This is a genomic window from Kribbella sp. NPDC051137 (genome assembly GCF_040682535.1).
GTDB lineage: Bacteria > Actinomycetota > Actinomycetes > Propionibacteriales > Kribbellaceae > Kribbella > Kribbella karoonensis.
On record NZ_JBFBBI010000003.1, the window covers coordinates 787,007 to 806,415 of the forward strand.

The 19,409-nt window shown below is 65.3% G+C and carries 19 protein-coding genes and 9 tRNA genes; 7 read left to right on the forward strand and 21 right to left on the reverse strand.

What is annotated here, in order from left to right:
• Positions 1 to 27: 27 nt before the first annotated feature.
• From AB0M51_RS18840 to AB0M51_RS18885, 10 genes are all read right to left on the reverse strand, one after another.
• A tRNA-Tyr gene (locus AB0M51_RS18840) sits at positions 28 to 111 on the reverse strand.
• Positions 112 to 148: 37 nt separating this feature from the next.
• Positions 149 to 239 (reverse strand) — tRNA-Ser (locus tag AB0M51_RS18845).
• 53 nt (positions 240 to 292) lie between these two features.
• Positions 293 to 1,438 carry an RtcB family protein gene (locus tag AB0M51_RS18850; protein ID WP_344194593.1) on the reverse strand — a complete coding sequence of 382 codons (1,146 nt, stop codon included), beginning with the start codon at positions 1,436 to 1,438 and terminating at the stop codon, positions 293 to 295.
• An 81-nt stretch (positions 1,439 to 1,519) separates the two neighbouring features.
• Positions 1,520 to 1,612, reverse strand: a tRNA-Ser gene (locus AB0M51_RS18855).
• Between the two features lie 25 nt (positions 1,613 to 1,637).
• Positions 1,638 to 1,710, reverse strand: a tRNA-Gln gene (locus tag AB0M51_RS18860).
• 33 nt (positions 1,711 to 1,743) lie between these two features.
• Positions 1,744 to 2,190, reverse strand: coding sequence for an HNH endonuclease (locus AB0M51_RS18865; RefSeq protein WP_344194565.1), 447 nt, complete (start codon positions 2,188 to 2,190; stop codon positions 1,744 to 1,746).
• Between the two features lie 73 nt (positions 2,191 to 2,263).
• A tRNA-Leu gene (locus AB0M51_RS18870) sits at positions 2,264 to 2,337 on the reverse strand.
• 40 nt (positions 2,338 to 2,377) lie between these two features.
• Positions 2,378 to 2,451 (reverse strand) — tRNA-His (locus tag AB0M51_RS18875).
• Positions 2,452 to 2,453: 2 nt separating this feature from the next.
• Positions 2,454 to 2,527, reverse strand: a tRNA-Arg gene (locus AB0M51_RS18880).
• A gap of 92 nt (positions 2,528 to 2,619) precedes the next feature.
• A tRNA-Pro gene (locus AB0M51_RS18885) sits at positions 2,620 to 2,695 on the reverse strand.
• 1,255 nt (positions 2,696 to 3,950) lie between these two features.
• On the opposite strand from AB0M51_RS18885, the gene AB0M51_RS18890 reads away from it, so the two are divergent.
• Positions 3,951 to 4,026, forward strand: a tRNA-Thr gene (locus AB0M51_RS18890).
• Between the two features lie 107 nt (positions 4,027 to 4,133).
• On the opposite strand, the gene AB0M51_RS18895 is transcribed toward AB0M51_RS18890, so the two are convergent.
• The 7 genes from AB0M51_RS18895 to AB0M51_RS18925 all read right to left on the reverse strand — a co-directional run bounded on the left by AB0M51_RS18895 (position 4,134) and on the right by AB0M51_RS18925 (position 10,151).
• Positions 4,134 to 5,393 carry a site-specific integrase gene (locus tag AB0M51_RS18895; RefSeq protein ID WP_363749677.1) on the reverse strand — a complete coding sequence of 420 codons (1,260 nt, stop codon included), beginning with the start codon at positions 5,391 to 5,393 and terminating at the stop codon, positions 4,134 to 4,136.
• A complete protein-coding gene (locus tag AB0M51_RS18900; protein ID WP_363749678.1) occupies positions 5,393 to 5,575 on the reverse strand; it encodes a helix-turn-helix domain-containing protein in 183 nt (60 codons plus the stop codon). Before AB0M51_RS18900 ends, AB0M51_RS18895 begins: the two co-directional genes overlap by 1 nt.
• 15 nt (positions 5,576 to 5,590) lie before the next feature.
• Positions 5,591 to 7,225 carry a replication initiator gene (locus AB0M51_RS18905; protein ID WP_363749679.1) on the reverse strand — a complete coding sequence of 545 codons (1,635 nt, stop codon included), beginning with the start codon at positions 7,223 to 7,225 and terminating at the stop codon, positions 5,591 to 5,593.
• The gene (locus tag AB0M51_RS18910) at positions 7,222 to 7,620 is read right to left on the reverse strand and encodes a WhiB family transcriptional regulator (RefSeq protein ID WP_363749680.1); all 399 of its coding nucleotides are present in this window, start codon (positions 7,618 to 7,620) and stop codon (positions 7,222 to 7,224) included. The genes AB0M51_RS18905 and AB0M51_RS18910 overlap by 4 nt, the downstream gene beginning before the upstream one ends.
• On the reverse strand, positions 7,617 to 9,173 hold the full coding sequence (locus AB0M51_RS18915; protein WP_363749681.1) for an FtsK/SpoIIIE domain-containing protein: 1,557 nt from the start codon (positions 9,171 to 9,173) through the stop codon (positions 7,617 to 7,619). The genes AB0M51_RS18910 and AB0M51_RS18915 overlap by 4 nt, the downstream gene beginning before the upstream one ends.
• 250 nt (positions 9,174 to 9,423) lie before the next feature.
• Positions 9,424 to 9,699, reverse strand: coding sequence for a hypothetical protein (locus AB0M51_RS18920; protein ID WP_363749682.1), 276 nt, complete (start codon positions 9,697 to 9,699; stop codon positions 9,424 to 9,426).
• A gap of 2 nt (positions 9,700 to 9,701) precedes the next feature.
• Positions 9,702 to 10,151 (reverse strand): plasmid replication, integration and excision activator, encoded by a 450-nt coding sequence (locus tag AB0M51_RS18925; RefSeq protein WP_363749683.1) that lies wholly within the window; start codon positions 10,149 to 10,151, stop codon positions 9,702 to 9,704.
• 131 nt (positions 10,152 to 10,282) lie between these two features.
• On the opposite strand from AB0M51_RS18925, the gene AB0M51_RS18930 reads away from it, so the two are divergent.
• The 6 genes from AB0M51_RS18930 to AB0M51_RS18955 all read left to right on the forward strand — a co-directional run bounded on the left by AB0M51_RS18930 (position 10,283) and on the right by AB0M51_RS18955 (position 14,795).
• Positions 10,283 to 11,071, forward strand: a complete 789-nt coding sequence (locus AB0M51_RS18930) for a GntR family transcriptional regulator (protein ID WP_363749684.1) — start codon at positions 10,283 to 10,285, stop codon at positions 11,069 to 11,071.
• Complete coding sequence (locus AB0M51_RS18935) at positions 11,068 to 11,589, forward strand: GNAT family N-acetyltransferase (RefSeq protein WP_363749685.1); 522 nt, start codon at positions 11,068 to 11,070, stop codon at positions 11,587 to 11,589. Before AB0M51_RS18930 ends, AB0M51_RS18935 begins: the two co-directional genes overlap by 4 nt.
• A gap of 125 nt (positions 11,590 to 11,714) precedes the next feature.
• Positions 11,715 to 12,851, forward strand: a complete 1,137-nt coding sequence (locus AB0M51_RS18940) for a hypothetical protein (RefSeq protein ID WP_363749686.1) — start codon at positions 11,715 to 11,717, stop codon at positions 12,849 to 12,851.
• Positions 12,852 to 12,900: 49 nt separating this feature from the next.
• Entirely contained in the window at positions 12,901 to 14,097 is a 1,197-nt protein-coding gene (locus AB0M51_RS18945; RefSeq protein ID WP_363749687.1) for a helix-turn-helix transcriptional regulator, read from the forward strand.
• Between the two features lie 213 nt (positions 14,098 to 14,310).
• Positions 14,311 to 14,481, forward strand: coding sequence for a hypothetical protein (locus AB0M51_RS18950; RefSeq protein WP_363749688.1), 171 nt, complete (start codon positions 14,311 to 14,313; stop codon positions 14,479 to 14,481).
• A complete protein-coding gene (locus tag AB0M51_RS18955) occupies positions 14,478 to 14,795 on the forward strand; it encodes a hypothetical protein (RefSeq protein WP_363749689.1) in 318 nt (105 codons plus the stop codon). The genes AB0M51_RS18950 and AB0M51_RS18955 overlap by 4 nt, the downstream gene beginning before the upstream one ends.
• 353 nt (positions 14,796 to 15,148) lie before the next feature.
• On the opposite strand, the gene AB0M51_RS18960 is transcribed toward AB0M51_RS18955, so the two are convergent.
• From AB0M51_RS18960 to AB0M51_RS18975, 4 genes are all read right to left on the reverse strand, one after another.
• Complete coding sequence (locus tag AB0M51_RS18960; RefSeq protein WP_363749690.1) at positions 15,149 to 16,546, reverse strand: hypothetical protein; 1,398 nt, start codon at positions 16,544 to 16,546, stop codon at positions 15,149 to 15,151.
• A gap of 690 nt (positions 16,547 to 17,236) precedes the next feature.
• Positions 17,237 to 17,824 (reverse strand): hypothetical protein, encoded by a 588-nt coding sequence (locus tag AB0M51_RS18965; protein ID WP_363749691.1) that lies wholly within the window; start codon positions 17,822 to 17,824, stop codon positions 17,237 to 17,239.
• 16 nt (positions 17,825 to 17,840) lie between these two features.
• The gene (locus AB0M51_RS18970) at positions 17,841 to 18,674 is read right to left on the reverse strand and encodes a hypothetical protein (RefSeq protein ID WP_363749692.1); all 834 of its coding nucleotides are present in this window, start codon (positions 18,672 to 18,674) and stop codon (positions 17,841 to 17,843) included.
• 511 nt (positions 18,675 to 19,185) lie between these two features.
• On the reverse strand, positions 19,186 to 19,395 hold the full coding sequence (locus AB0M51_RS18975; RefSeq protein ID WP_363749693.1) for a hypothetical protein: 210 nt from the start codon (positions 19,393 to 19,395) through the stop codon (positions 19,186 to 19,188).
• Positions 19,396 to 19,409 lie beyond the last annotated feature (14 nt).

The window sequence follows — 19,409 nt, forward strand, 5'->3', positions numbered from 1 at the left end:
CTCCTCTCTTGTCTGATCGTTACTACGTGCAGAAGGCAGGATTCGAACCTGCTCAGCCCGAAGGCAACGGGTTTACAAGCCGTCCCGCCTCTCCCACGACGGTGCTTCTGCAAGCTGGCAGGGTGGCTGGTCCATCCCAGCCACCCAGCGGTGAGAGCGAGATTCGAACTCGCGGGCCGGGACGACACCCGGCCGACGGTTTAGCAAACCGCTGCCCCTACCAACAGGCGGACCTCACCCGAGAGGGTGTCTGAGGTTCCTGCCGTGTCCCCTGTGCACGGCAGGAACCTGTTCAGCCCTTGACGCAGATGACCTGCTTGAGGTGGGCGACTACCTCGACCAGGTCGGACTGGGCCGCGATGACCGAGTCGATGTCCTTGTAGGCGGCCGGGATCTCGTCGATCACGCCGGCGTCCTTCCGGGACTCGACGCCGTCCGTCTGGGCGACCAGGTCCGCGACCGTGTACCGGCGCTTCGCCTCGGTGCGGCTCATCCGCCGGCCTGCCCCGTGCGAGGCCGAGAGGAACGAACGCTCCGAGCCGAGCCCACGGACGACGTACGACCCGGTCCCCATCGACCCCGGGATCAGCCCGAGATCCCCGCGCCCGGCCCGGATCGCACCCTTGCGGGTGACGAGCAGGTCGAGCCCGTCGAACTGCTCCTCCGCCACGTAGTTGTGGTGGCACGAGATCGGCTGCTCGAACCGTACGTCGACCTCGAACGACTCCCGCACCGCCTGCATCAAGAGCGCGAGCATCACCGCACGGTTCCGGGCGGCGTACTCCTGCGCCCACGTGAGGTCCCGGCGGTACGCGTCCATCTCCGGCGTACCGGACAGGAACACCGCCAGGTTGCGGTCCGGGAGGTCCGCGTTGTGCGGCAGCTCCCGGGCGATCCGCATGTGCCGCTCCGCCAGTTCCTTGCCGATGTTCCGGCTGCCGGAGTGCAGCATCAGCCACACGCGGTCCTCGTCGTCGAGGCACACCTCGATGAAGTGGTTGCCGCCGCCCAGCGAACCCATCTGCTGCTTCGCCTTGCGCTCACGGTCCTGCACCCCGTCGTGCAGGCTCGTGAACAGGCCCCACAGCTTGTCCCACGGACGCGGGTCCAGACCGAGCCGACGTACGCCGACCGGGTCCTCGTGCGCCCGGAATCCGACCGGTACGGCGGCCTCGATCCGGGACCGGATCGCCGACAGGTCGTCCGGCAGGTCCGCGGCCGTCAGCGAGGTCAGTACGCCCTCCATACCGCACCCGATGTCGACACCGACCGCGGCCGGCGACACCGCCTGGTACATCGCGATCACCGACCCGACCGTCGCACCCTTACCGAGGTGCACGTCGGGCATCACCCGGATGCCGTGCACCCACGGCAGCGCCGCGATGTTCCGCAGCTGCTGCAGCGCCTGCGCGTCGACCTCGTACTCCTGCGCCCACATGAGCGTGGAGCTCTTCGCCCCACTCAGCTCAACCGGAAGCTCCACGTTCATCTCCTTCACCTCTCCTCGATCGTGTACATGCGGCAGAGCAGGGTCTTGAACCCTGACGCCCCGTTGAGGGACAGACCGTTTTCGAGACGGTTGCCGGTAGGCCGAAACTCGGCTTACTCTGCCAGGCCGTCGCCGCGACGGCGTACAGCTGCCAGGGCAGGGCTCGAACCTGCGGGGCCTCGGGTCAGAACCGAGGGTGGGTCACCGTCGCCCACCTGGCATCGCGCTCTGCCGCGACACCTGACGGGCCGGGGTCAGAGCGCTATCTCTGCACGGGAAGGGATCCACGGCTGCCACAACAGCGGCATGCCGGCCTCTTCCGGTGTGCGCGAGCCCTTCTTCTCGTTACACGCCGCGTGCGCGGCGACGGCGTTCATCCACTCGCCGCGTCCACCTCTGGACCGTGGAACCACGTGATCCATCGTGGTGGCGCCCGGCTGACCGCAGTACGCGCAGGTGTACTTGTCACGCTTCAGTACGCCGGCCCGGGTGTACTGCAGGCGACCACCGGCGTACCGCCACTTCATCACGACGTACCGGACGAGGCGGAGCACCCGGGGGAGCGGGAACGGTCCGATGCTGGCGCCGTCGTGGGCCTCCTCGACGACGGCGACCTCCCGGACGAGCATCCGGATGGCGTGCGGGATCGACACGACGTGCAGCTGCTCGTACGAGGCGTTCAGGACGATCACACCGCTCATGTGGTTCCTCGTCCTCTCCAGTGTGCCCGACCGGCGGTCAGCAGGTCGGGGAATCTCGGTGTCGGTCAGGTCGTGCGGCCCCAGGGATTCGAACCCTGAACCTCCTGGTCCTAAGCCAGGCGCCTCTCCCAGTTGGGCCAGAGCCGCGGGGGTACGCCGTACTCCGCGTGAGTACGCCGTACCGCAGGGTGTCCGGCGGGGCTCGAACCCGCTTCCTCCGGGGCCACATCCCGGTGCCTCGCCCACTTCGACCTCGGACACAGCACGCCCGGCAGGATTCGAACCTGCAGCCTCCTGCTTCGTAGGCAGGCGCTCTCTCCGGTTGAGCCACGGGCGTCCGGTGCCCTGTGCCGGATGTACTGCGGATTTCCGTCACAGGGCACGCTTGTGGCGCCCGCTCGGCCGGTAGCTGAGCATCCTGCGGGCGCCTGGTCCAGCTGGGAGGACTCGAACCTCCGATCTCCTCAACCCAAATGAGGCGGCCTGGCCACTGGCCTACAGCTGGTAATTGCGACAAATGTCCAGTTGTCATTGTTCATGCCGATATCCGTGAATACCGGAAAGCACCGATGGAGGGAATCGAACCCTCATGACGCGGGTTTGGAATCCGGTCCGCAACCATTGCACACCGGCGATGGCCCGAGTTCGGGCAAAAGAAAAGAGCCGCCTGCTGCCGGTACCCGGCTCAGACGGCTCCTGGAGTCTCCCCACTCGGAGATCACCCAGGCGGACCGCCCACACGCGGGCTGAGCTGGTGGTAGTAGTTGGCCTCATCGCCCACGGATCGCAGGCACGCCGACAAAGCCATGCGGCCGGGCCGCCAGGCTTCACTCAGGATGCGCTTTCCGAACACGATCTCTCCTCAAGGTCTAGGTCTTGCGGGAATTAGTCTCACCCAACCCCACCACCCAAGTCAACGCATTTCCCAAACAATTTGTTCCACCCCCATTTCCCACCCCTACGACGCCCACAACCCCACCCCAGTTCCCCCACATCGCCCCCGCCCGCCACCAACCCGCCCGCAATACCCGCCCCACCCCACCCGCCCCACCCACCCGAACCGGCCCACCGTCCCCGCCCACCTGAACCGGCCCACCGTCCCCGCCCACCTGAACCGGCCCACCGTCCCCGCCGCGACCGGCCTACCCGAGCCGCCCACCCCAGCCGCCCCTCAACCAGCCCACCCGAGCCGCCCCCGCCGTGCCGCCTCGACCGGCCCACCCGAGCCGCCGACCCGTGCCTGCCCCGACCGGCCCCGCCGAGCCGCCCCACCGAGCCGCCCCACCGAGCCGCCCCACCGAGCCGCCCCACCGAGCCGGCCCGCCTTCGTGACAGCTGTTCGCGGCCCTTGTGCATGAGATCCGTACGCAGGGACCCCGCAGTAACGGATCTCGTGCACAAGGTCCCGCCGTGCCGGGGCACCTCGAGTTGGGGAGGATCTCGTCCCGATTCGGGCGGGAAATCCTCCCCAGACGCGACTGCCCAGCAGCGAGAGCGGCGACAGACAGCAGACACCCCGCCAACCGGGACACGGCCTACAGCCCACACCCCACGACAAGGCAGACCCCACCCGCACCGTGAACAGCACCTATGTGCCCACTGCCCCCTCACCTGCCCCCGCGTGCAACCGGACGTCGTAGCCGCAGAGGTCCTGCCGGCCCGCAGCTCCCGAAAGGTGATCCCGACCACGCCGTACGCTCACAGACCGAACCGATTCGGAATCCTCCCCCTCCTCCCGCTACACTCTTGCCGCAGCACCCGCCGCCTTAGCTCAGTCGGCAGAGCGTCTCACTCGTAATGAGAAGGTCGTCGGTTCGATTCCGACAGGCGGCTCCACTCCGGTAGACGGAGAAACCCCAGGTCACGGCGTACATGACCTGGGGTTCTGTATGTCCCGGCTGTCTCGTGGTGCGGCTCATGGTGCGAGTTTGCTAACGCCCTTGCTAACAGGGCACCAGCGCGGACGCCTCCGGACCCTCGTCCTCGTCTGTCTCGTCATCCTCGTCCGGCTCGGCGTTAGCAGGCTCCGACTTCGCAGCCGCAGCAGCGAAGATGCCGGCGACACCAGCCGCGTGAGTTCGGATCACGTGGGCATAGATCCGGAGGGTGATCGCCGGGTCGGCGTGGCCCAGGCGCTCAGCCACCACGTGCACCGGCACACCAGCGATGAGAAGCAACGTCGCATGCACGTGGCGCAGATCGTGGAGTCGCGCGTGCGGGAGTGGCGTGACCGGAGCTTTGTCGGAGTCAGGCGTGTTGTACGCACGGATGACCTTGCCCATGAGCTGGGTGACAGTGTCGGGGTAGATCGGCTCTCCAAGCCCGGTCGTGAACACGTGTCCCGTGTCAGGCCATGCCTCCCCGACCTTGGACTGATCCGCCATCTGGCGTCGCCGGTGTGCCTTGAGTTCCCTGACGGTGTCGGGATCGATGCTCACCGTCCGCTCTCTGCCGCCCTTGGTCGTGCCTTCGATCCGCTCACCTTCCACGATGCCGACCGAACCGCGGATTCGGACCGCCGGCGCTTTCCAGTCCACGTCAGCCCAGCGCAGGTTCAGCAGCTCGCCACGCCGCGCGCCCGTGTATGCCGCTAGTCGATAGAACGCCCGGAGACGATGGTTCGCCATCAGGCCGAGGAAGAGGCGAAGCTCATCGGCGGTCCAGACCTCGACGGACGGTCGAGCGGTACGACGGGGACGCTTGGCACGGTCCGCCGGGTTGGTCGACAGCACGCCCTCGAACTTCACGGCGTCGTTGAATGCCTTCCGCAGTACGGCGTGCACCTTGTCGACGGTCGCTCTGGACAGTGGCTTGCCGTCGACTCGGCCACCCTTGAGGAGATCCTGGTAGAGCTTGGTCAACGTGGTGGGCCGGATCGCTTGGAGACGCTGCTTCCCGATCCGGGGTTCTACGTACTGGCGCATGAGCCAGCGATAGCCGGCCAACGTCCGCGGCTTGGTCTCCAGGGCGTGAGCGTCGAGCCAGTCACCCAGGTACTCCTTCACTGTGACTGCCGAACGGTCGACGTACTCACCTCGTCGCGCTGCACGTCTAGCGTCGTCGCGGGCTTCCTTGGCCTCGTCCTCAGTTGCGAAGCCTCCGACCCACTTGGGCCTGCTGACGCCTGTATCGGGATCCATGACCCGGATGACGTACGACCAGGTGTTGCCCCGCTTCATGACGCCGTCCTTGAGCTTGCCCATCAGGCGGCCCGGTCCAGGTCGGCGACGAACTCCATGAGATCGGCGGAGCGGATCAGACGCGAGCTGTCGATCTTGACCGACCGCAGCGCGCCGGACTGGATGAGCTGGTAGACCTTCGCCCTGCTGACGCCAAGTGCCTCGGCCACTTCAGGAACGCGGTACAGGAGCTTGATCTCTGGCATGGTGATCCCTCGTGATCAGGCCGCAGATGCGGCGATGTCAGTTGCCGAATTGGTGTTGCCAGGTGGTGCGCCGGGTGGGTTGGCGCGTTGTTTGGCTTGCTCGTACTGCGTGCGCCAGCGGATGCGGGTGGCGATCGCGTCGGCGAGAACTTCTTTGTGCGTTGGGATGCGGCGCGGCCCCTCTTCGCCGGGCCGGATGGGCTTCCAGATGAACCGGGGCGCTTCGGGGTCGTCGGTGTGGGTGGCCAGCTCGTTCTGGTCGTCCATCTCGACTCCGGCGGCGGCGAGGGTTTGGCGGATGACCTCGGAGCGGTCGGCGCGGTGTTCGGTGAGGGTCTTGCCGGTCCACTGGCGGGAGACGAGGACGCGTCGACCGCCGAGGCCGAGGTGTGCGCGGTCGTGGGCCTTGGAGTCGCACTCGCCCGGCGTCGTGCTGCCGTCCGCGTTCTTCGGTGTCACGCCGTGCCGGAGCCAGTTGGCGCACTCGGGTGAGCAGGGCAGGACGCGGACGTGTGCGTGAAGTCGGTTGATGTGGGCTCGTTGGGCCGGGTGGAGTTCGTCCAGGTCGTCGCCGTAGGTCTCGCCGATTGCCTTGCCGAGGTACTTCGTCAGGTAGCCGATGGCCTTGCCGACCTTGGCGTCCGTATCGGCGACGATGCCTTGGTAGTCGATCTGTGTGCCGAACCGGACGACGTGCGCAGGCTGGGCCGCCGGGTCGGCGTCGAGGTCGTCCAGAGCCTGTTCCCAGGTCGGGAGGAGGGCGCCGGTCGACGGGTCCACGAAAGCGCCGGCCATCTCGTCCCACACCGGCAGCTGCGGACTCGAGGCGCAGCCATAGGCCGGCCGTCGATGGCTTGGCCACCACACTTGGTGGTACGTCGCCTTGGCCACTTCCCGGACCGTGTCGCGGGCGACCGTGCCCCGTACGGCGGCGTGCAGGTGTGGCGCTAGACGCTTCTGCGACTCGACCACGGCGAAGTACTGCGCCTTGTAGCCCGCGCACCGGCGAAGGTTCTGGATGAACCGATCGATCAGCTTCGGGAAGTGCAGCGCGTCGAGCGCGGCCCGGCGGTAGTTGTAGGTGTCGGGGTCGACCGGAGTGGAAAGCAACGGCGAGTTCTGTCCGTGAATCACACCGCACTCGCACGGCACCAGGCCCTTACCCTCCACACGGTGTGGCAGCCGGTGCGTTGCGCCGTACGAGCCGAGGGTGAGCGTGATGAACATCGACGGCCGGTAGGTCTTACCGTTCGGGGCTGTGAAGGTCGCGCCAACCGTCCGCTTGTCCATCTCGACCTTGGGGAGGTCGGCGGCGTCCTGGCGTCGCCGGGTCGAGCGGACGCGGCGCGAGGCGTCGAAGTCGTCAGACGCGGGCTCGTCGTCTGCATCCGCCGGCACCTCGGGTTCGGAGTCGCGGTGCCAGCCCTCACGGCACTGCTGCATACGAAGACGACGGTTCGCCGCAGCACAAGGCGGACACTTGCTGACCAGCGTGGAACCGCACGACACCCCTACCACTCGGTCAGTGCCGGTCTGTGTGTCGAACACCCTGTTGAGCACCGGACGTACGCAGACGCCGTTGGTCACGGCCAGATCCCGTACAACGTCGAGCGGGAACAGGTCCAGGGTGGTCTGTGCGGTCGTGGTCATGCCGCCGTCCTCCAGAGTGCAGCGGGGCCGTCGAGGACCACGCTGAGCGCCCGGTCCACATCGGTGCCGAAGGCAAGTTCTTCACGGATGGCGTCGCGCTCGTCCTCCGTCGTACGACCCCAGACGCCGTGCTCGTCCGCGACGATGGCGGCAGCGAGGCAGGATCGGACGACCGGGCAGAAGGCGCACAAGTCCTTCGGGTCAGACGTACGGCGGATGCCGCGCGTCGACTCGTCTTGGGGGTAGAAGTCGTCGGTGTCGAGGTAGCCGGCGCAGTACGCCTTGCCCTGCCAACGAACGTCGATCCGCTGCACAAGCGAAGCCCGCGACGTCTTGGACAGCCCGGGCACCAGCGGGAGGACGAGCTGACCGGGGATCTGCCGTCGAGCGGTCATGCTGCTACTCCTTCCGGGGTTGGGAGACGTTCGCCAGCGCCGATCAGATCCGGCGCGTAGGTGGTGACGAGGTCGGCAATGTCGTCGTCGGTGATGTGGGAGAACCGGACGCGGATGGGTTCGGTCTCGCCGTCGACGGCGACGTATCCGATGCCGGGCAGGGTTTCGGGGATCTTGTCGCAGCGTGCGCCCCGCTCGCGGGCACCTTCGGCGAGGACGAGTCGAACTTGCTCGGCTTCTGCCATCCGCAGCGCCAGCCGGGTCGGGAACAGATCGCGGAACGGGAGGACTTCCTTGCGTGGATCTTGCAGCGCGCCCACCACGGTGATGCCAACCGCTCGGCCCTGTGACAGCAGCAGTGAGAACGCCTTGGCAATCCGCTTCTTCATCGCCGGATCAGTGACGTACGCCGTGAGAGAAGCCAGCTCATCCGCGACCAGGACGATGAATGGTTCATCGCGACTCGGCTTGAGGAGGCGGGACAAGCCGCGGAGCTTGCCCTGTCGCCGGCGCATGATGGCCACCAGATCTTCAAGCAGGTTTGCGAATGCCTCTTCGTACTCGGCATCGCTAGCGCCATCCATCGCCGGATCGGAGCCGTAGCAGAACCGATGGAACAACCGCCGGCCAAGAGCGAGCTCCATGCCGCCCTTGGGGTCGAGCACCCACAGTTGTACCAGACCCGACCGGATGCCGGGGGCGAGTGCCGCGATGATCGACCAGAGCACCGAGCCCTTGCCTGCACCGGTCGCACCGGCCACCAGTAGATGCGTGTAGAGCAACCGCAGCCGGAACATCGGCCCGTCCTCACGCCGCGCCACGTCGAGCGCCTGGAGGTTCGGCGATTCAGCCGGAGTAATCGGGGCGACGATCTCCCGTAGCGGGTCGTTGGTCAGGAACCACAGCACGAGCCGATCGGTACGCCGAGGCAGTGCCCAGGCGAAGAGACGGGCCATCCAGCCCTCTGTGCCACCCGGCCACCACGCCGGGATCATCGAGGCGGCCGAACGGACGCGGCAGTCCTCAGCGCCGAAGGTGCGTGCCAACCGCTCGGAGTGCTCGGCGTAGTCGGTGAGGATCTGACCCGGCAGCAGCCGGACGGTCACCTGATCGACCGTGCCCGACGATCGGACGTTGACGATCCGGGGAACGTACGTCCGATCGTCGAGGCGCACCGTGAGGTTGAGCGCCCGCATCGTCGTGTCCCAACGGGTCCGGTACTCCATGAAGCGTCGCCGTGAGCCACGCAGCCGCCAGACGATCCGCTGCGCGAACGAGTCGGGCCAACGCCAGCGCCAACCGGCCAGGCCTGACGCCGGTACAGCCGCAGTGGCAATGACCAACCACGCCTGTCCACCGGTCCAGAGCTGGTAGCCCTTGAGAGCCAGCAGCGGTACGACGACGAAGGCCGGGTGCCGGATCAGCCAGCCCGCCGCACGGACGACCGCCCGCAGGCAGTACCAGATGACGACCCACTTGAGCCGGATGGCGACCGCGGGGGACCGGAAGTTCACCGGCCCCGTCCCGACCTCCTTGCCCTTGATCTTCGCCATCTCGATCAGTCCCCGTTCGGTCGTGAGTCATCACAGAGCACCGGCTCGGCCGGGAGGCGGAGGGTGTACTTCGGGCACGGACCCGGCGTATGCCGGCGCTTGCCGCAGAACGGACAGGGACCGGTCTTCGCACCGCCGTCCGGGACGCCGCAATAGCCGATCTCGTCGCCATCCGCGCGGACGAAAACCTCCCTCGCCGGCCGCCCGCAGGTGCAGAGTTCCCCCGACGCAGCCAGACGCCAGGGAGTCATCACAACCACCCCTCTGAGTAGAGGACGCGACCGCCCGGGCGGTCCGTGGGAAGGTCCTCGTCCTCTTCCTCGTCGTCGTAGCTGTCGTCCTCCCACGGGTCGCCGTCCTCGTCGGAGTCGGAGAGCCATGCCTGATGCTGGTTGAGCCAGGTGCGCGCCTCGAAGCGAACGAACTTGCTCGGATCGCCCGTCAGCAGCTCGCTCAGCAGGAATGCCGCGCGACCGTTCTGGTAGGCCAGGTACTGACCGGGGTCAACGCTCTCCGCGACGCTCATGGTCAGGCCGCCTTTTGCTCAGTCGCGCCAGAGCCCGGCATGTTCTTGGGTGCGCGGATACCCATGCAGCGGAAGCTCCAGCCCTGACGGGCGCGGCAGCGGTGAGAGCGGCCCTCGTCCGGAGCCGAGCAGCCCCGGGTGTCGACCCACGGCGCAGCGGTCATGCCTTGCAGCTCGATCGCCGTGAACGGCAGACCCGGCAGTGCCGGCGGGAGTACCGGCTGAACCTTGGCGATGATCCGAACGGTGAAAGTCCGGTCCGCTTTGCGCGCCTCCGGGTCACCGTCCATCACGTCGAGCGTCCAGACCGGGAGGCCGGAGTCCTCGTCGATGGTCTGTACAGCGTTGGTCTTCGTGGACTTCTCGAAGTCCCGAGCCAGCGTCACCTCCGACACCGCGAACAGCCCGTGCGGGAACGTGTCGCCGAACTCGACCGTGATCCTTCTCGGCATACCCATGATGGCTTAGACCCCTTCATTGGATTCGTACCAACGTTTGGTACAAGACCAATCTTTACCCTGGGGTTGGCGTGAAGTCAAGGAAATGGGACCATTGGTTGGTACGAACCAGGAGGTTCTTTCGAATGGCACAGTCAGCACCGCTCTACCAGCGCATCGCAGCCGAGCTGCGCGAGCAGATCCGCACCGGCAAGATCAAGGCCGGCGAACGCCTGCCGACCGAGCAAGACCTCATGGCCTCGCACGACGTATCCCGCAACACCGTCCGCCTTGCGCTCGGGATGCTCCAGAACGAGGGCATGATCACGAGCACGCCAGGACGCGGCACGATCGTGCGCGAGCGGATCATGGCCGACTATCACGCCACCTGGGCCGAGACCCGCGACCGTCGCGCCAGCGACCAGGCCGACGCCTTCCAGTCCGAGATGGCTGAACAGGGTCGCCATGCCGAGTACCGCGATTTCGCGATGAGCCTCGAAGTGGCCGGCCCCGACTTCTCCAATCGTCTCCAGGTGGAGCAGGGCGATGCGTTGGTGTCCCGCGGCTTCGTCCGGTACGCCGACAATCAGCCGCTCAGCATCCAGGTCAGCTACTACCCGATGGATATTGCCCAGGCGGCCGGCCTGGTCGTGCCGAACGACGTTCCTGGCGGCGCGATTCGAGCGATGGCCAAGGTCGGGCACGAGGAGATCGGCTACCGCGATGAGATCACCGCGCGCATGCCGACCCCGGACGAGGCCCGCAAGCTCCAGCTCGGCTCGGGGACACCGGTCATCGTTTACGCCCGCACGACGTACAGCGACAGTCGCCCGCTTCGTCTGACGCTGACGACCTTCGCGAGCGACCGGAACCGCGTCATCTACGAACTCGGCGACGTACGCGCCTATCTCGCCCAAGAAGGCGCCGAAGCATGATCATCGAGCGTGCCGACGCCGACGACCTGGGCGTGATCCTCGCCCTCCGCACCGAGGCCAGCGAGTGGCTAGCGCAACGCGGCGTTGATCAATGGGCTGTCGCGTGGCCGAACCCGGAGGAGCAGAACCGCCGCATCCTCGCCAGTATCGAGGCCGGCGAAACCTGGATGGTCCGCGACGAGAACGAAGCCACCATGGCCACCCTCGCCCTAGACACCTTCTCGGACCCGCGCCTCTGGACCCCCGAAGAACAAGCCGACCCGGCGATGTACATGCACCGCCTCATCGTCCGCCGCAAGCATGCCGGCCTAGGCACCGAAATCATGGACTGGGCCTGCCATCGAGCCCACCGCCTCGGCCTCCACTGGCTCCGCATCGACGTGTGGACCGACAACACCGACCTCCACAACTACTACCTCCACAACGGCTTCAAACACGTCCGGACGCTCGATCTCACGGACTACCCATCCGGTGCACTCTTTCAACGGCCGGCCGAAGCAATGATGAGGGAACTGTGATCGCGCGTAACTATGTGAGTTGCCCTGGCTGTGGGAGGTTGACCGCGATCCGAGTGGGGCTCGGTTATGCAAAGCGCCAGCGGATTCTCGTTCACTGTCCGGCGTGCTCTTCGAGTATTCGCGGCATGGTCACGTTAAGTGATGACGGCGGTGGCGGTATCGAGTTCGATGTTCCTGTTGTCTCTGAGCCTGAGAACTGGAATGACGCTCAGTCAATCACGACCCATCCAGACTTCCCGACGGACCCCTCCGCCACGATCGAATCGCCGTTCATTTCAGCGTCGATGGCGTTCGGTGGTGATTTCATGAGATTTAGTAAAATTCTCGGCGAATTCCACTCGTTTGCCGATCAAGCTTGGCCAATTCTGGAACGAGCCTACGGGTTCTATCTGCAAGAGAAATGGGATCTATTTGATCGCGCAATGGCTGAATTGCTGGGGAAGGAAAATTGGCCCGACGAGGTATCCATGCTTAGGCGCTATGACGTTCTGCACCGCGTCTTGTCCGTCGGGCTGCTCCCGCTGGGGCCGAGTGGGGATTACCCAGTAGCCAAGAAGGAGATCTGGGCGGTGAGCCGCGCGTCGATCCAGTCTTTCGGCGAGTACTGCGCAGCAATCGATGACTCCGAACTCGCCAAGCTTCAGCGGAGACTGTTCGATCAGATTCGCCGCATGATGGAGCACCGCGCGATCTGGTCGCCTGCGTTAGCGTTGACCTATCTAGATGTGCTAGGCCGGAGGATCCCGAACGAGTGGCGTCTCCCTGGGGATGATTTTCACATCCTGCGCGACGCCTACCGTCAGAACTATGAGGTCTGCTGCCAGATTCTCTGGCTGGTGGTCGCGGCGAAGAATACTGAAGAAGGACGACCTGCGGCCGAAATATGCTCCCCTGACTATTCCTTCGGATGGGTCCCGCAAGCGGAGGGAGGCAAGAAGCTTCCCAAGACGCTCGCGCAATACAAGAAGGCCACTTCCGAGGTGAAAGAATTGTATCTTGACAAGTTTCCTTCTACTCGGGACGCCTGGGATGCGATCTTCAACCGGAGCATCCGCAATGCAATTGCTCATGCTGACGCAGATTTCGTGATCGAGACCGGAATGATAGCGACCGGCAAAGGTGATGACCTGTCCTATATGGATTTCGTCAAATCGACCGTGGGGCAGATGCAGATGCAGATGCTGATGCTGTTCATCGACTACGTGAAGCTCTGTCGGATCTATGGCCATGCGGGCCGCGCGGCCAAGGCGAGTCAGGCCTAGCGGCGGTGGGCATCGTCCAACGCACTCACTTGTGAGAGGAGCCACGGGCATGGGCGACGCGGGTCAGGTGGGGGAGCGGATTGCCCTGCTTCGCAAGCACCGGCAGTTGACCCAGCACGGCCTTGCCACGCTGGCGAACGTCTCCTACAGCCTGCTGACCAAGGTCGAGAGCGGAAGCCGTCCCGCGAGTGAGGGGTTCGTGGCGGCATGTGCACGAGCGCTCGGCGTCGAAATCTCAGTCCTGCTTGGCGATTCAGCTCCCGAGACGACACAGGACCAACGGTTGGGTCAGATGCTCGGCCGGGTGCGCACCCAGCTGGATCTCTACGACCTGGACCCGGACGAGACCATCACGCCGCGTCCGTTGCCCGTCCTTCGCGAGGCAGTCCGGGTAGCCAACGTGGTTGGTCAGGCGGCCCGCTACGAGTCAATGACTCCGGTCCTGCCCGGTCTATACGCCGAACTGCACGCGGCGGCGAACACCTGGACCGGGACCGATCGGGCCGATGCTTGGGGTCTGCTGGCCGAGGCGTACCGCTGCGCACACACGGTTGGTATCGCGGCCGGTTATCCCGACTTGTCGTTGATCGCGCTGAACCGGATGGATTGGGCAGCCCGGCAGGCAGGTGATCGGGCACCGGCGCTTCGTGCGGCCCGCGAGTACCTGCGGATCACGGCTTACCTGCGTCGCCATGACTACGAGACCTCGTGGCACCTGAACAACGCTGGCCGAGCCCACCTCGAGGGGACCGACCCGAAGACGCCCGGCGCGTTGATCGCATCCGGTCAACTGAACCTCGGCGCGGCCGTCCTGTCGGCACGCGCTGGCGACGCATCCGCCGTACGCGACTACCTCAACGAGGCCGAGCGGCACGCCGACCTAACCGGCGAAGACCTCGAAACCTTCTGGTTCGGATTCGGCCCCACCAACGTCGCCGTACACCGCGTCATCACAATGATCGAACTCGGCGACTACTCCCACGCCATCCACCTCGGCGAGTTCATCCAGTTCCCCAGCGGCTGGCTCCCGAGCCGGATTGGACACCACCACTTCGACCTCGCCCGCGCCTACCAACGCCTGAACCTGCCTGACCAGGCACTGCGCCATCTTCAGATCGCCCGCCGCGTCGCACCAGGCCAAGCCCGCCGGCACCCACTGGTCCGCGGTGTGGTGCAAGACCTCCTCCACACCTCCCGCCACCCGTCCGAGTCGCTTACCCGCTACGCAGCCTGGATCGGTCTCTGACAGGCCGCGGAGACTTTCACAAGCTGTGAAAGTCGCCCCCCGAACGCATCGCCAGTCTTGATTACGTAGCGCACTGAAGCCGCTACCGAGGCTCTTGCTTCGACCTCAACAACAACGGGTGCAGATCATGCTTACGGCGTTCGCGATCCTTCTCCTTCTCGGTGCCGTCCTGGACGGAACCCTCCTCCCCTTGCTGGTGCGGAGCCGGGTCCTGTGAGCGCGCCGGCCACCGAGCAGCCGCTACGACGGGTGTGCGTCTGGCTCGGCGAACATCTGGTCATCGACCACGTCTCGGACCCGGCGTCTGCGTCGGACTTCGAGGCCGCGATGCGCCGCCGGTTCGCGAGCCTTCGTGTCACCAACGAGGAGGCGACCGGCCAATGACCGACAAGCCAGCCGCCGTTGGCTACGTCAACGCAAGCCTCCTGATCACCGACTCCGAGTTGGAGCGGGTCCGCATGGAGGTTGCGCGGTTCGCCAGCGAATGGGGCTACGCGCTCACCTACATCCACGTCGAAGACCCGTCGACCGCACCCGATGCCTTTCACGGCCTCGTGCAACAGGTCACGGCCCTGGACATCACCACTGTCCTGATCCCGAGCCTCCTCCACTTCGCCAGCCTCGGCAGCCCCGTCGAAGTGAAGAACCGCCTCGAACACCTCATCGGCGGCCGAGTCATCCCCACCACCACCCCATAGCGGCGAGGCCGGCGTGCCGATCCCTGCATCCGCGCCGGTCACGCCCACCACCCCGCGCCCTTGCCCCGGCCTCGTCCTCACACCTCTGGGCAAGGGCGCGGTCATGTCCAGACCCCAACGATTGGACACGCGATGCCAAAACCCAACCAGCCATCGCGACAGCCCTGCCCCACCTGCAACGGCAAGCGATGGATCGTCGTACAGAAAACCCGCATCAAGAACGGCAAGGTAGTCACCGAGCCAGAGCATGAGCCGTGCAAAGAATGTGGCGGGTTCGGCTGGATCAACTAGCAAGCAGAGAGCGCTGTTGACTGCCGGCCCAGGAGCGATCAGGCGCGGCCTAGACCTCAAACCTAGATCACAGTGTCGTCACCGGTTCGTTGGTTGCGAGGCCGCGCATGTATCGCCTCCTCGGGTCGATGCCGCTGAAGCCATTTGCGAGCTGCCTCCTTCCTAAAGCCGCGCTGGTGGAGAACATCGAGCGCGGCTTCTCGAATGGCTCGCTCCCTGTCTACACCGTCGAGGTACTCCCTCATACGCGCGGTTACTTCGTCATGGTCGACGTCGTAGCGGCCGTTGACCTTCTGAGCGAAAAGCGGCAGAAGCTTGTAGTAACGGCGCTCGCTAATCCCGATCTGTGTCCAGGGATAGCGATCGGGATGCTCGCTCTTCCGGTGTTGCATGACGACGATGTTTGCCTTCCGGCGCACGTATCGCCGTGTAGCCTCGGCGCCTTGAGCTGGATCGAACCCAGGCCGGATCAGTTGCTCAAGCAGCGCGGCGGCAGCCCATCGCTTATCGGGTGCACCGATGCCGCGTTGGACACGCTCGACTGGCTTCTCGTAGGCCTTAGCTACGGCGTCCAGCAGACCTGGATCTTGCCCCTCTACGTATCCATGCCAATAGCCCTTTAGGACGACCTGGCACGCGACCTCTTGCGGTGTTGATGCCGCGTCGACAGTGATTGTCGGAATCCCGTGGCCATGGACCGCCTTGGCGAGCCTGCTCCATGACTGATGGACCGGACGCTTAACCTCCTCGGTCCAGATCCTCGCGCTGAAGGCCCAGCCTGCGGGTTGTTGCGTCATCGGAGCCACGATCAGGACTGGTTCGGACGCTGCGAGCGGCAAGCTCTGCCCGTCGGTCAAAGCGGGGTCCAGGAGCGGTTGTAGGAGCCGTCCTTCGTCCTCGGTCGCGTCCGTTACCCAAACCAGGCGGCGAGTGACTTGGAACCACCATCCCTCTACAGGGACCCCAAGAATCGGCACGCTGATTCGAACGGTGGGGTCCATCGCCCGGCGTAGGAGTCCGTTCAACTGCACAGGGTCTACATGCGTACCGAGCCAGTGGAGCACACGGTCACTCGTCAAGAATCCGGAACGTACTGCACCAGCGAGGATCTGACCGGCGACGTTAAGCGCATCGGCGGTAGTCAAGGTCGTGGGTCTCGGATCTGAGAGGGGCAGGACCTGCATGATGGTGGCGTGCTGAGGATCAACGGGGTCAGGAATTGGCCATATCCCGTCGACAGCCTCATGTGAGCCGACAATCAGATCGGGGAGGGCCACGAACGGCATGCCCTTGGGCTCGAAGGTTTCGGTTGCTAGGCGCGGAGCGTGGAAGCTGCGGCCGGCCATGATCTCCACTTCATGGCCCGCTCGGGAAACGGCATCCTCGACGGTCTGGAGGTCAATATGCCCGCCGACTCGTTGAGCGACGTAGTCAACGAGGCTCTCGGACCAATGTCCCATCTGGGCAGTATACGAAGGTGTGAAGAGCTACGTTGAAAGTTGGAGCGCGCGGCTGGGTGTTGCCCGGTCGAGTCTCCACCCGTGCGATACAGGCCAAAAGTCGGCGGACTTCTGTTCGTGCGGGCTGCCGGTATGGAATCGGCAGGACGAGGCCCGCCAGGCGTTCGCGCTGGTCAAGCGGGGGCAGACGCTCGGGTTCAGTGCTCTAGTCCTCGACCTCGCCGCGACTGTGACCCTCGCACTGGCAGGACAGCCCTGGGTCGCCGGCATCCTGGCGACTCCGTTGCTAGCCATAGTCGCCATCTTTGTGACCGGTAGATACCAGCCCGCCCGATTGCCCGCCCCTCAGACCGACGGCCCGAGCGCGCCCTCTGCCGAGCTGACCTCTTAAGGATCAAGGCGCGCCGCAAGCGGCGCGCAGCGCGGCCCGGGCTTACGACCTCCGGCCGACGCCCTCCGCCGCGCGTTTCCATCTGCGTCTCCCGGAAACCCGAGTCCCCACCCCCGACCTCATCGTCTACTCACGAACTGTCGGCGGTTGGTTCGTCCTCCTGGCCGCTCGATTGTCCGGCCAGCCCGGCGCGCGTCAAGAGCGCTCCGCGTCCCTTCGGGATCGGCAAGCCGACTCTTGACCCGCACCGTGCTGACCTGGATTGGCAGCTATCAGGAGGACGGGGCAGGTCTGGATGTCTAAGCTTGCTTCCGGTTCTGCTCACGAAGCTGTCGCACGTCGCGAACGATGTGAAGGAGCGACGTTCTCCGCTCCAAGTGGAAGGCGCCAAGGCCAATGAGTTGCGTAGATCCGAGAATTCCCCACGAGGCGAACAGCGTGCAGACGCCGAAGACTAGTCCACGTGTCGTGGAGTAGCCATTCGGCAGAACTGGCCACACTAGAGCGGCCGTTAGCGACGCTAGCGAACCGGCTGCGCAGACAAACGCCACGATCTTGTATGGCCGAGACACAGCAGGGACGCCACCTTTGGCGTGCTCCAGGAGAACGAGGTACTCAGGGCTGAGCAGCGTGATTAAAAGAGTATGAGCGGCGATAACGATGGCAGCGAGTGCGACCAGCGCAGCGACATAGGCGAGCAGGATGGTTGGCGCGGTATCGCCGATCTTGTCGATCTGGCCAACAAGAAAGCCGAGGACGGCTCCTATCGGCACGCTGATCAAGAAGTCGGATGCCAGCAGTACGCTCCCCGCCGGGGTATAGCGCAGGCTCTCTTTTGTGGTCTTGGCTGGCGGGGCGGCTTCAGCTGGCCTGTTCGAGTCAGCCATGGTCTGAACCTCCTCCCTACTCACCGGGGTTGGTCAACTCCTCTGAGAGTTGGCTCAACTCCTCGGCCAGCGTCTGGCGGTCGACCTCGCCTGACTCGGGATCTACGGGTAGTTCAGCCAGGTCGGTCGACCCGGACATGCCGGTCGTATATACAGTCTCCACCTCGCCACCGACGGTTTCTCGCTGTCCGACCACGGTGCCGTCTCCGTAGCCACGGTCGACATGGTCGAGCAGCTCGCGAACGATCTCCGCGTCGGTGTCGATATCTTCAGATCGTAGATCCAGGTTGGCGGAGCTTAGGCGGGCGGATTCGATCAGGTTTTCAACGCTCGGCCGGCCTTCGTAGTTCGGGTTGGGGCGCAGAACGCGCACGCGGAGACGGGTCACCCGTGTGACGGACCGCCGCCACTCAGCGAACGTTTGACTTTGCTGGACCGCCTCGACCGTCCAGCCGTCTTGCTCGGTTGACTCACGAAGCAGAGTCCGGAGTGCACCCACGAAGCTGTTGATCCGGATAAAAGGGCTGCGGATCTGAAATACGACGAGCAGATCATCTACCCCGACAGCGAACGGAGCGGCGACTCCACCGGGGACTTCGACCTCCTCAAAGTCCTGAATCTCTGGATCCCAGAGGTCCTCGGCGTGTGTGCTCTCAAAACCGAGCCTACCGACCAGTGCGCCAGAGATACGCTGCAACCCACCGACTCGCCATGTGCGCTGGTAGCGCTCCACCGCGAGTCCAGACGACAGCGCCGTCGCAACTGCTTCGCCTGGATCCGTGAGCAACGACGGCTGTGCCGGGGGCACGATTCGCGCCCGCGCGACCTTCCCAACCCCGCGAGTGGCCATCTTCGGAATGTAGCGGAATGATGGCGTTCCGACAGCATGGAGCGCGGGTCGCTGCGTACAAAGCCACAGTCGTCGGTCCGAGGGAGGCTACCTCCCACACTTGCTAACAATGGTGCTAACAAGGCGGTGGATGCGAGGAGACAACTGTGGAGTGCCGTGCCTTCTGCGGTGACGCTGGCACTCTTGGCGGAGCAGGGCTGGACGCCCGTCGCGGGACTCGTAATGAGAAGGTCGTCGGTTCAATTCCGACAGGCGGCTCCACCCAAACCCCCAGGTCAGAGACCACCCTCCGACGCTGGGAGTTCGTCGTACCCGGCCTCGATCGTCTCCGGTGCCCCCCGTGGTGCCGCCGACGCGTACCCCAGGATCCGCGGAACCACCTTCGGATCAGCCCGGACCCGAGCCAGACCGACGCCACCGTATGGCGCAGATCGTGAACCCGAAGCTTGGGAACACCGATCGCTGGCCTGGGTTGGCAGCTATCGGGGGACCGGGCAGGTGTGGGCGACACTCAGGGGTGATCGTGTCGGCGTCGTTCAAGCACTCCGCGCCACTCGTCCCTCGGTACCAGCCTGGAGTCTGCCAACTCGGCGGCAATCATGCCGTACTGCTGACGGTTGAGGCGCACAACGACTGAGCGCCCTTCATCGGCGAGCGACACGATGTCGTGTCCGGCGATGTCCCAAGCGGTGGCGTCGTAGGCCCAAGGCGCGAACTTCACGAAGGCAGACCAGA

What these genes read in the sequence shown, in the direction of transcription:
- AB0M51_RS18850 (WP_344194593.1), bottom strand. Translation starts at nt 1,438, where the DNA reads ATGTGGGCGCAGGAGTACGAGGTCGACGCGCAGGCGCTGCAGCAGCTG.
- AB0M51_RS18865 (WP_344194565.1), bottom strand. Translation starts at nt 2,190, where the DNA reads ATGAGCGGTGTGATCGTCCTGAACGCCTCGTACGAGCAGCTGCACGTC.
- AB0M51_RS18895 (WP_363749677.1), bottom strand. Translation starts at nt 5,393, where the DNA reads ATGGGCAAGCTCAAGGACGGCGTCATGAAGCGGGGCAACACCTGGTCG.
- AB0M51_RS18900 (WP_363749678.1), bottom strand. Translation starts at nt 5,575, where the DNA reads ATGCCAGAGATCAAGCTCCTGTACCGCGTTCCTGAAGTGGCCGAGGCA.
- AB0M51_RS18905 (WP_363749679.1), bottom strand. Translation starts at nt 7,225, where the DNA reads ATGACCACGACCGCACAGACCACCCTGGACCTGTTCCCGCTCGACGTT.
- AB0M51_RS18910 (WP_363749680.1), bottom strand. Translation starts at nt 7,620, where the DNA reads ATGACCGCTCGACGGCAGATCCCCGGTCAGCTCGTCCTCCCGCTGGTG.
- AB0M51_RS18915 (WP_363749681.1), bottom strand. Translation starts at nt 9,173, where the DNA reads ATGGCGAAGATCAAGGGCAAGGAGGTCGGGACGGGGCCGGTGAACTTC.
- AB0M51_RS18920 (WP_363749682.1), bottom strand. Translation starts at nt 9,699, where the DNA reads ATGAGCGTCGCGGAGAGCGTTGACCCCGGTCAGTACCTGGCCTACCAG.
- AB0M51_RS18925 (WP_363749683.1), bottom strand. Translation starts at nt 10,151, where the DNA reads ATGCCGAGAAGGATCACGGTCGAGTTCGGCGACACGTTCCCGCACGGG.
- AB0M51_RS18930 (WP_363749684.1), top strand. Translation starts at nt 10,283, where the DNA reads ATGGCACAGTCAGCACCGCTCTACCAGCGCATCGCAGCCGAGCTGCGC.
- AB0M51_RS18935 (WP_363749685.1), top strand. Translation starts at nt 11,068, where the DNA reads ATGATCATCGAGCGTGCCGACGCCGACGACCTGGGCGTGATCCTCGCC.
- AB0M51_RS18940 (WP_363749686.1), top strand. Translation starts at nt 11,715, where the DNA reads ATGGTCACGTTAAGTGATGACGGCGGTGGCGGTATCGAGTTCGATGTT.
- AB0M51_RS18945 (WP_363749687.1), top strand. Translation starts at nt 12,901, where the DNA reads ATGGGCGACGCGGGTCAGGTGGGGGAGCGGATTGCCCTGCTTCGCAAG.
- AB0M51_RS18955 (WP_363749689.1), top strand. Translation starts at nt 14,478, where the DNA reads ATGACCGACAAGCCAGCCGCCGTTGGCTACGTCAACGCAAGCCTCCTG.
- AB0M51_RS18960 (WP_363749690.1), bottom strand. Translation starts at nt 16,546, where the DNA reads ATGGGACATTGGTCCGAGAGCCTCGTTGACTACGTCGCTCAACGAGTC.
- AB0M51_RS18965 (WP_363749691.1), bottom strand. Translation starts at nt 17,824, where the DNA reads ATGGCTGACTCGAACAGGCCAGCTGAAGCCGCCCCGCCAGCCAAGACC.
- AB0M51_RS18970 (WP_363749692.1), bottom strand. Translation starts at nt 18,674, where the DNA reads ATGGCCACTCGCGGGGTTGGGAAGGTCGCGCGGGCGCGAATCGTGCCC.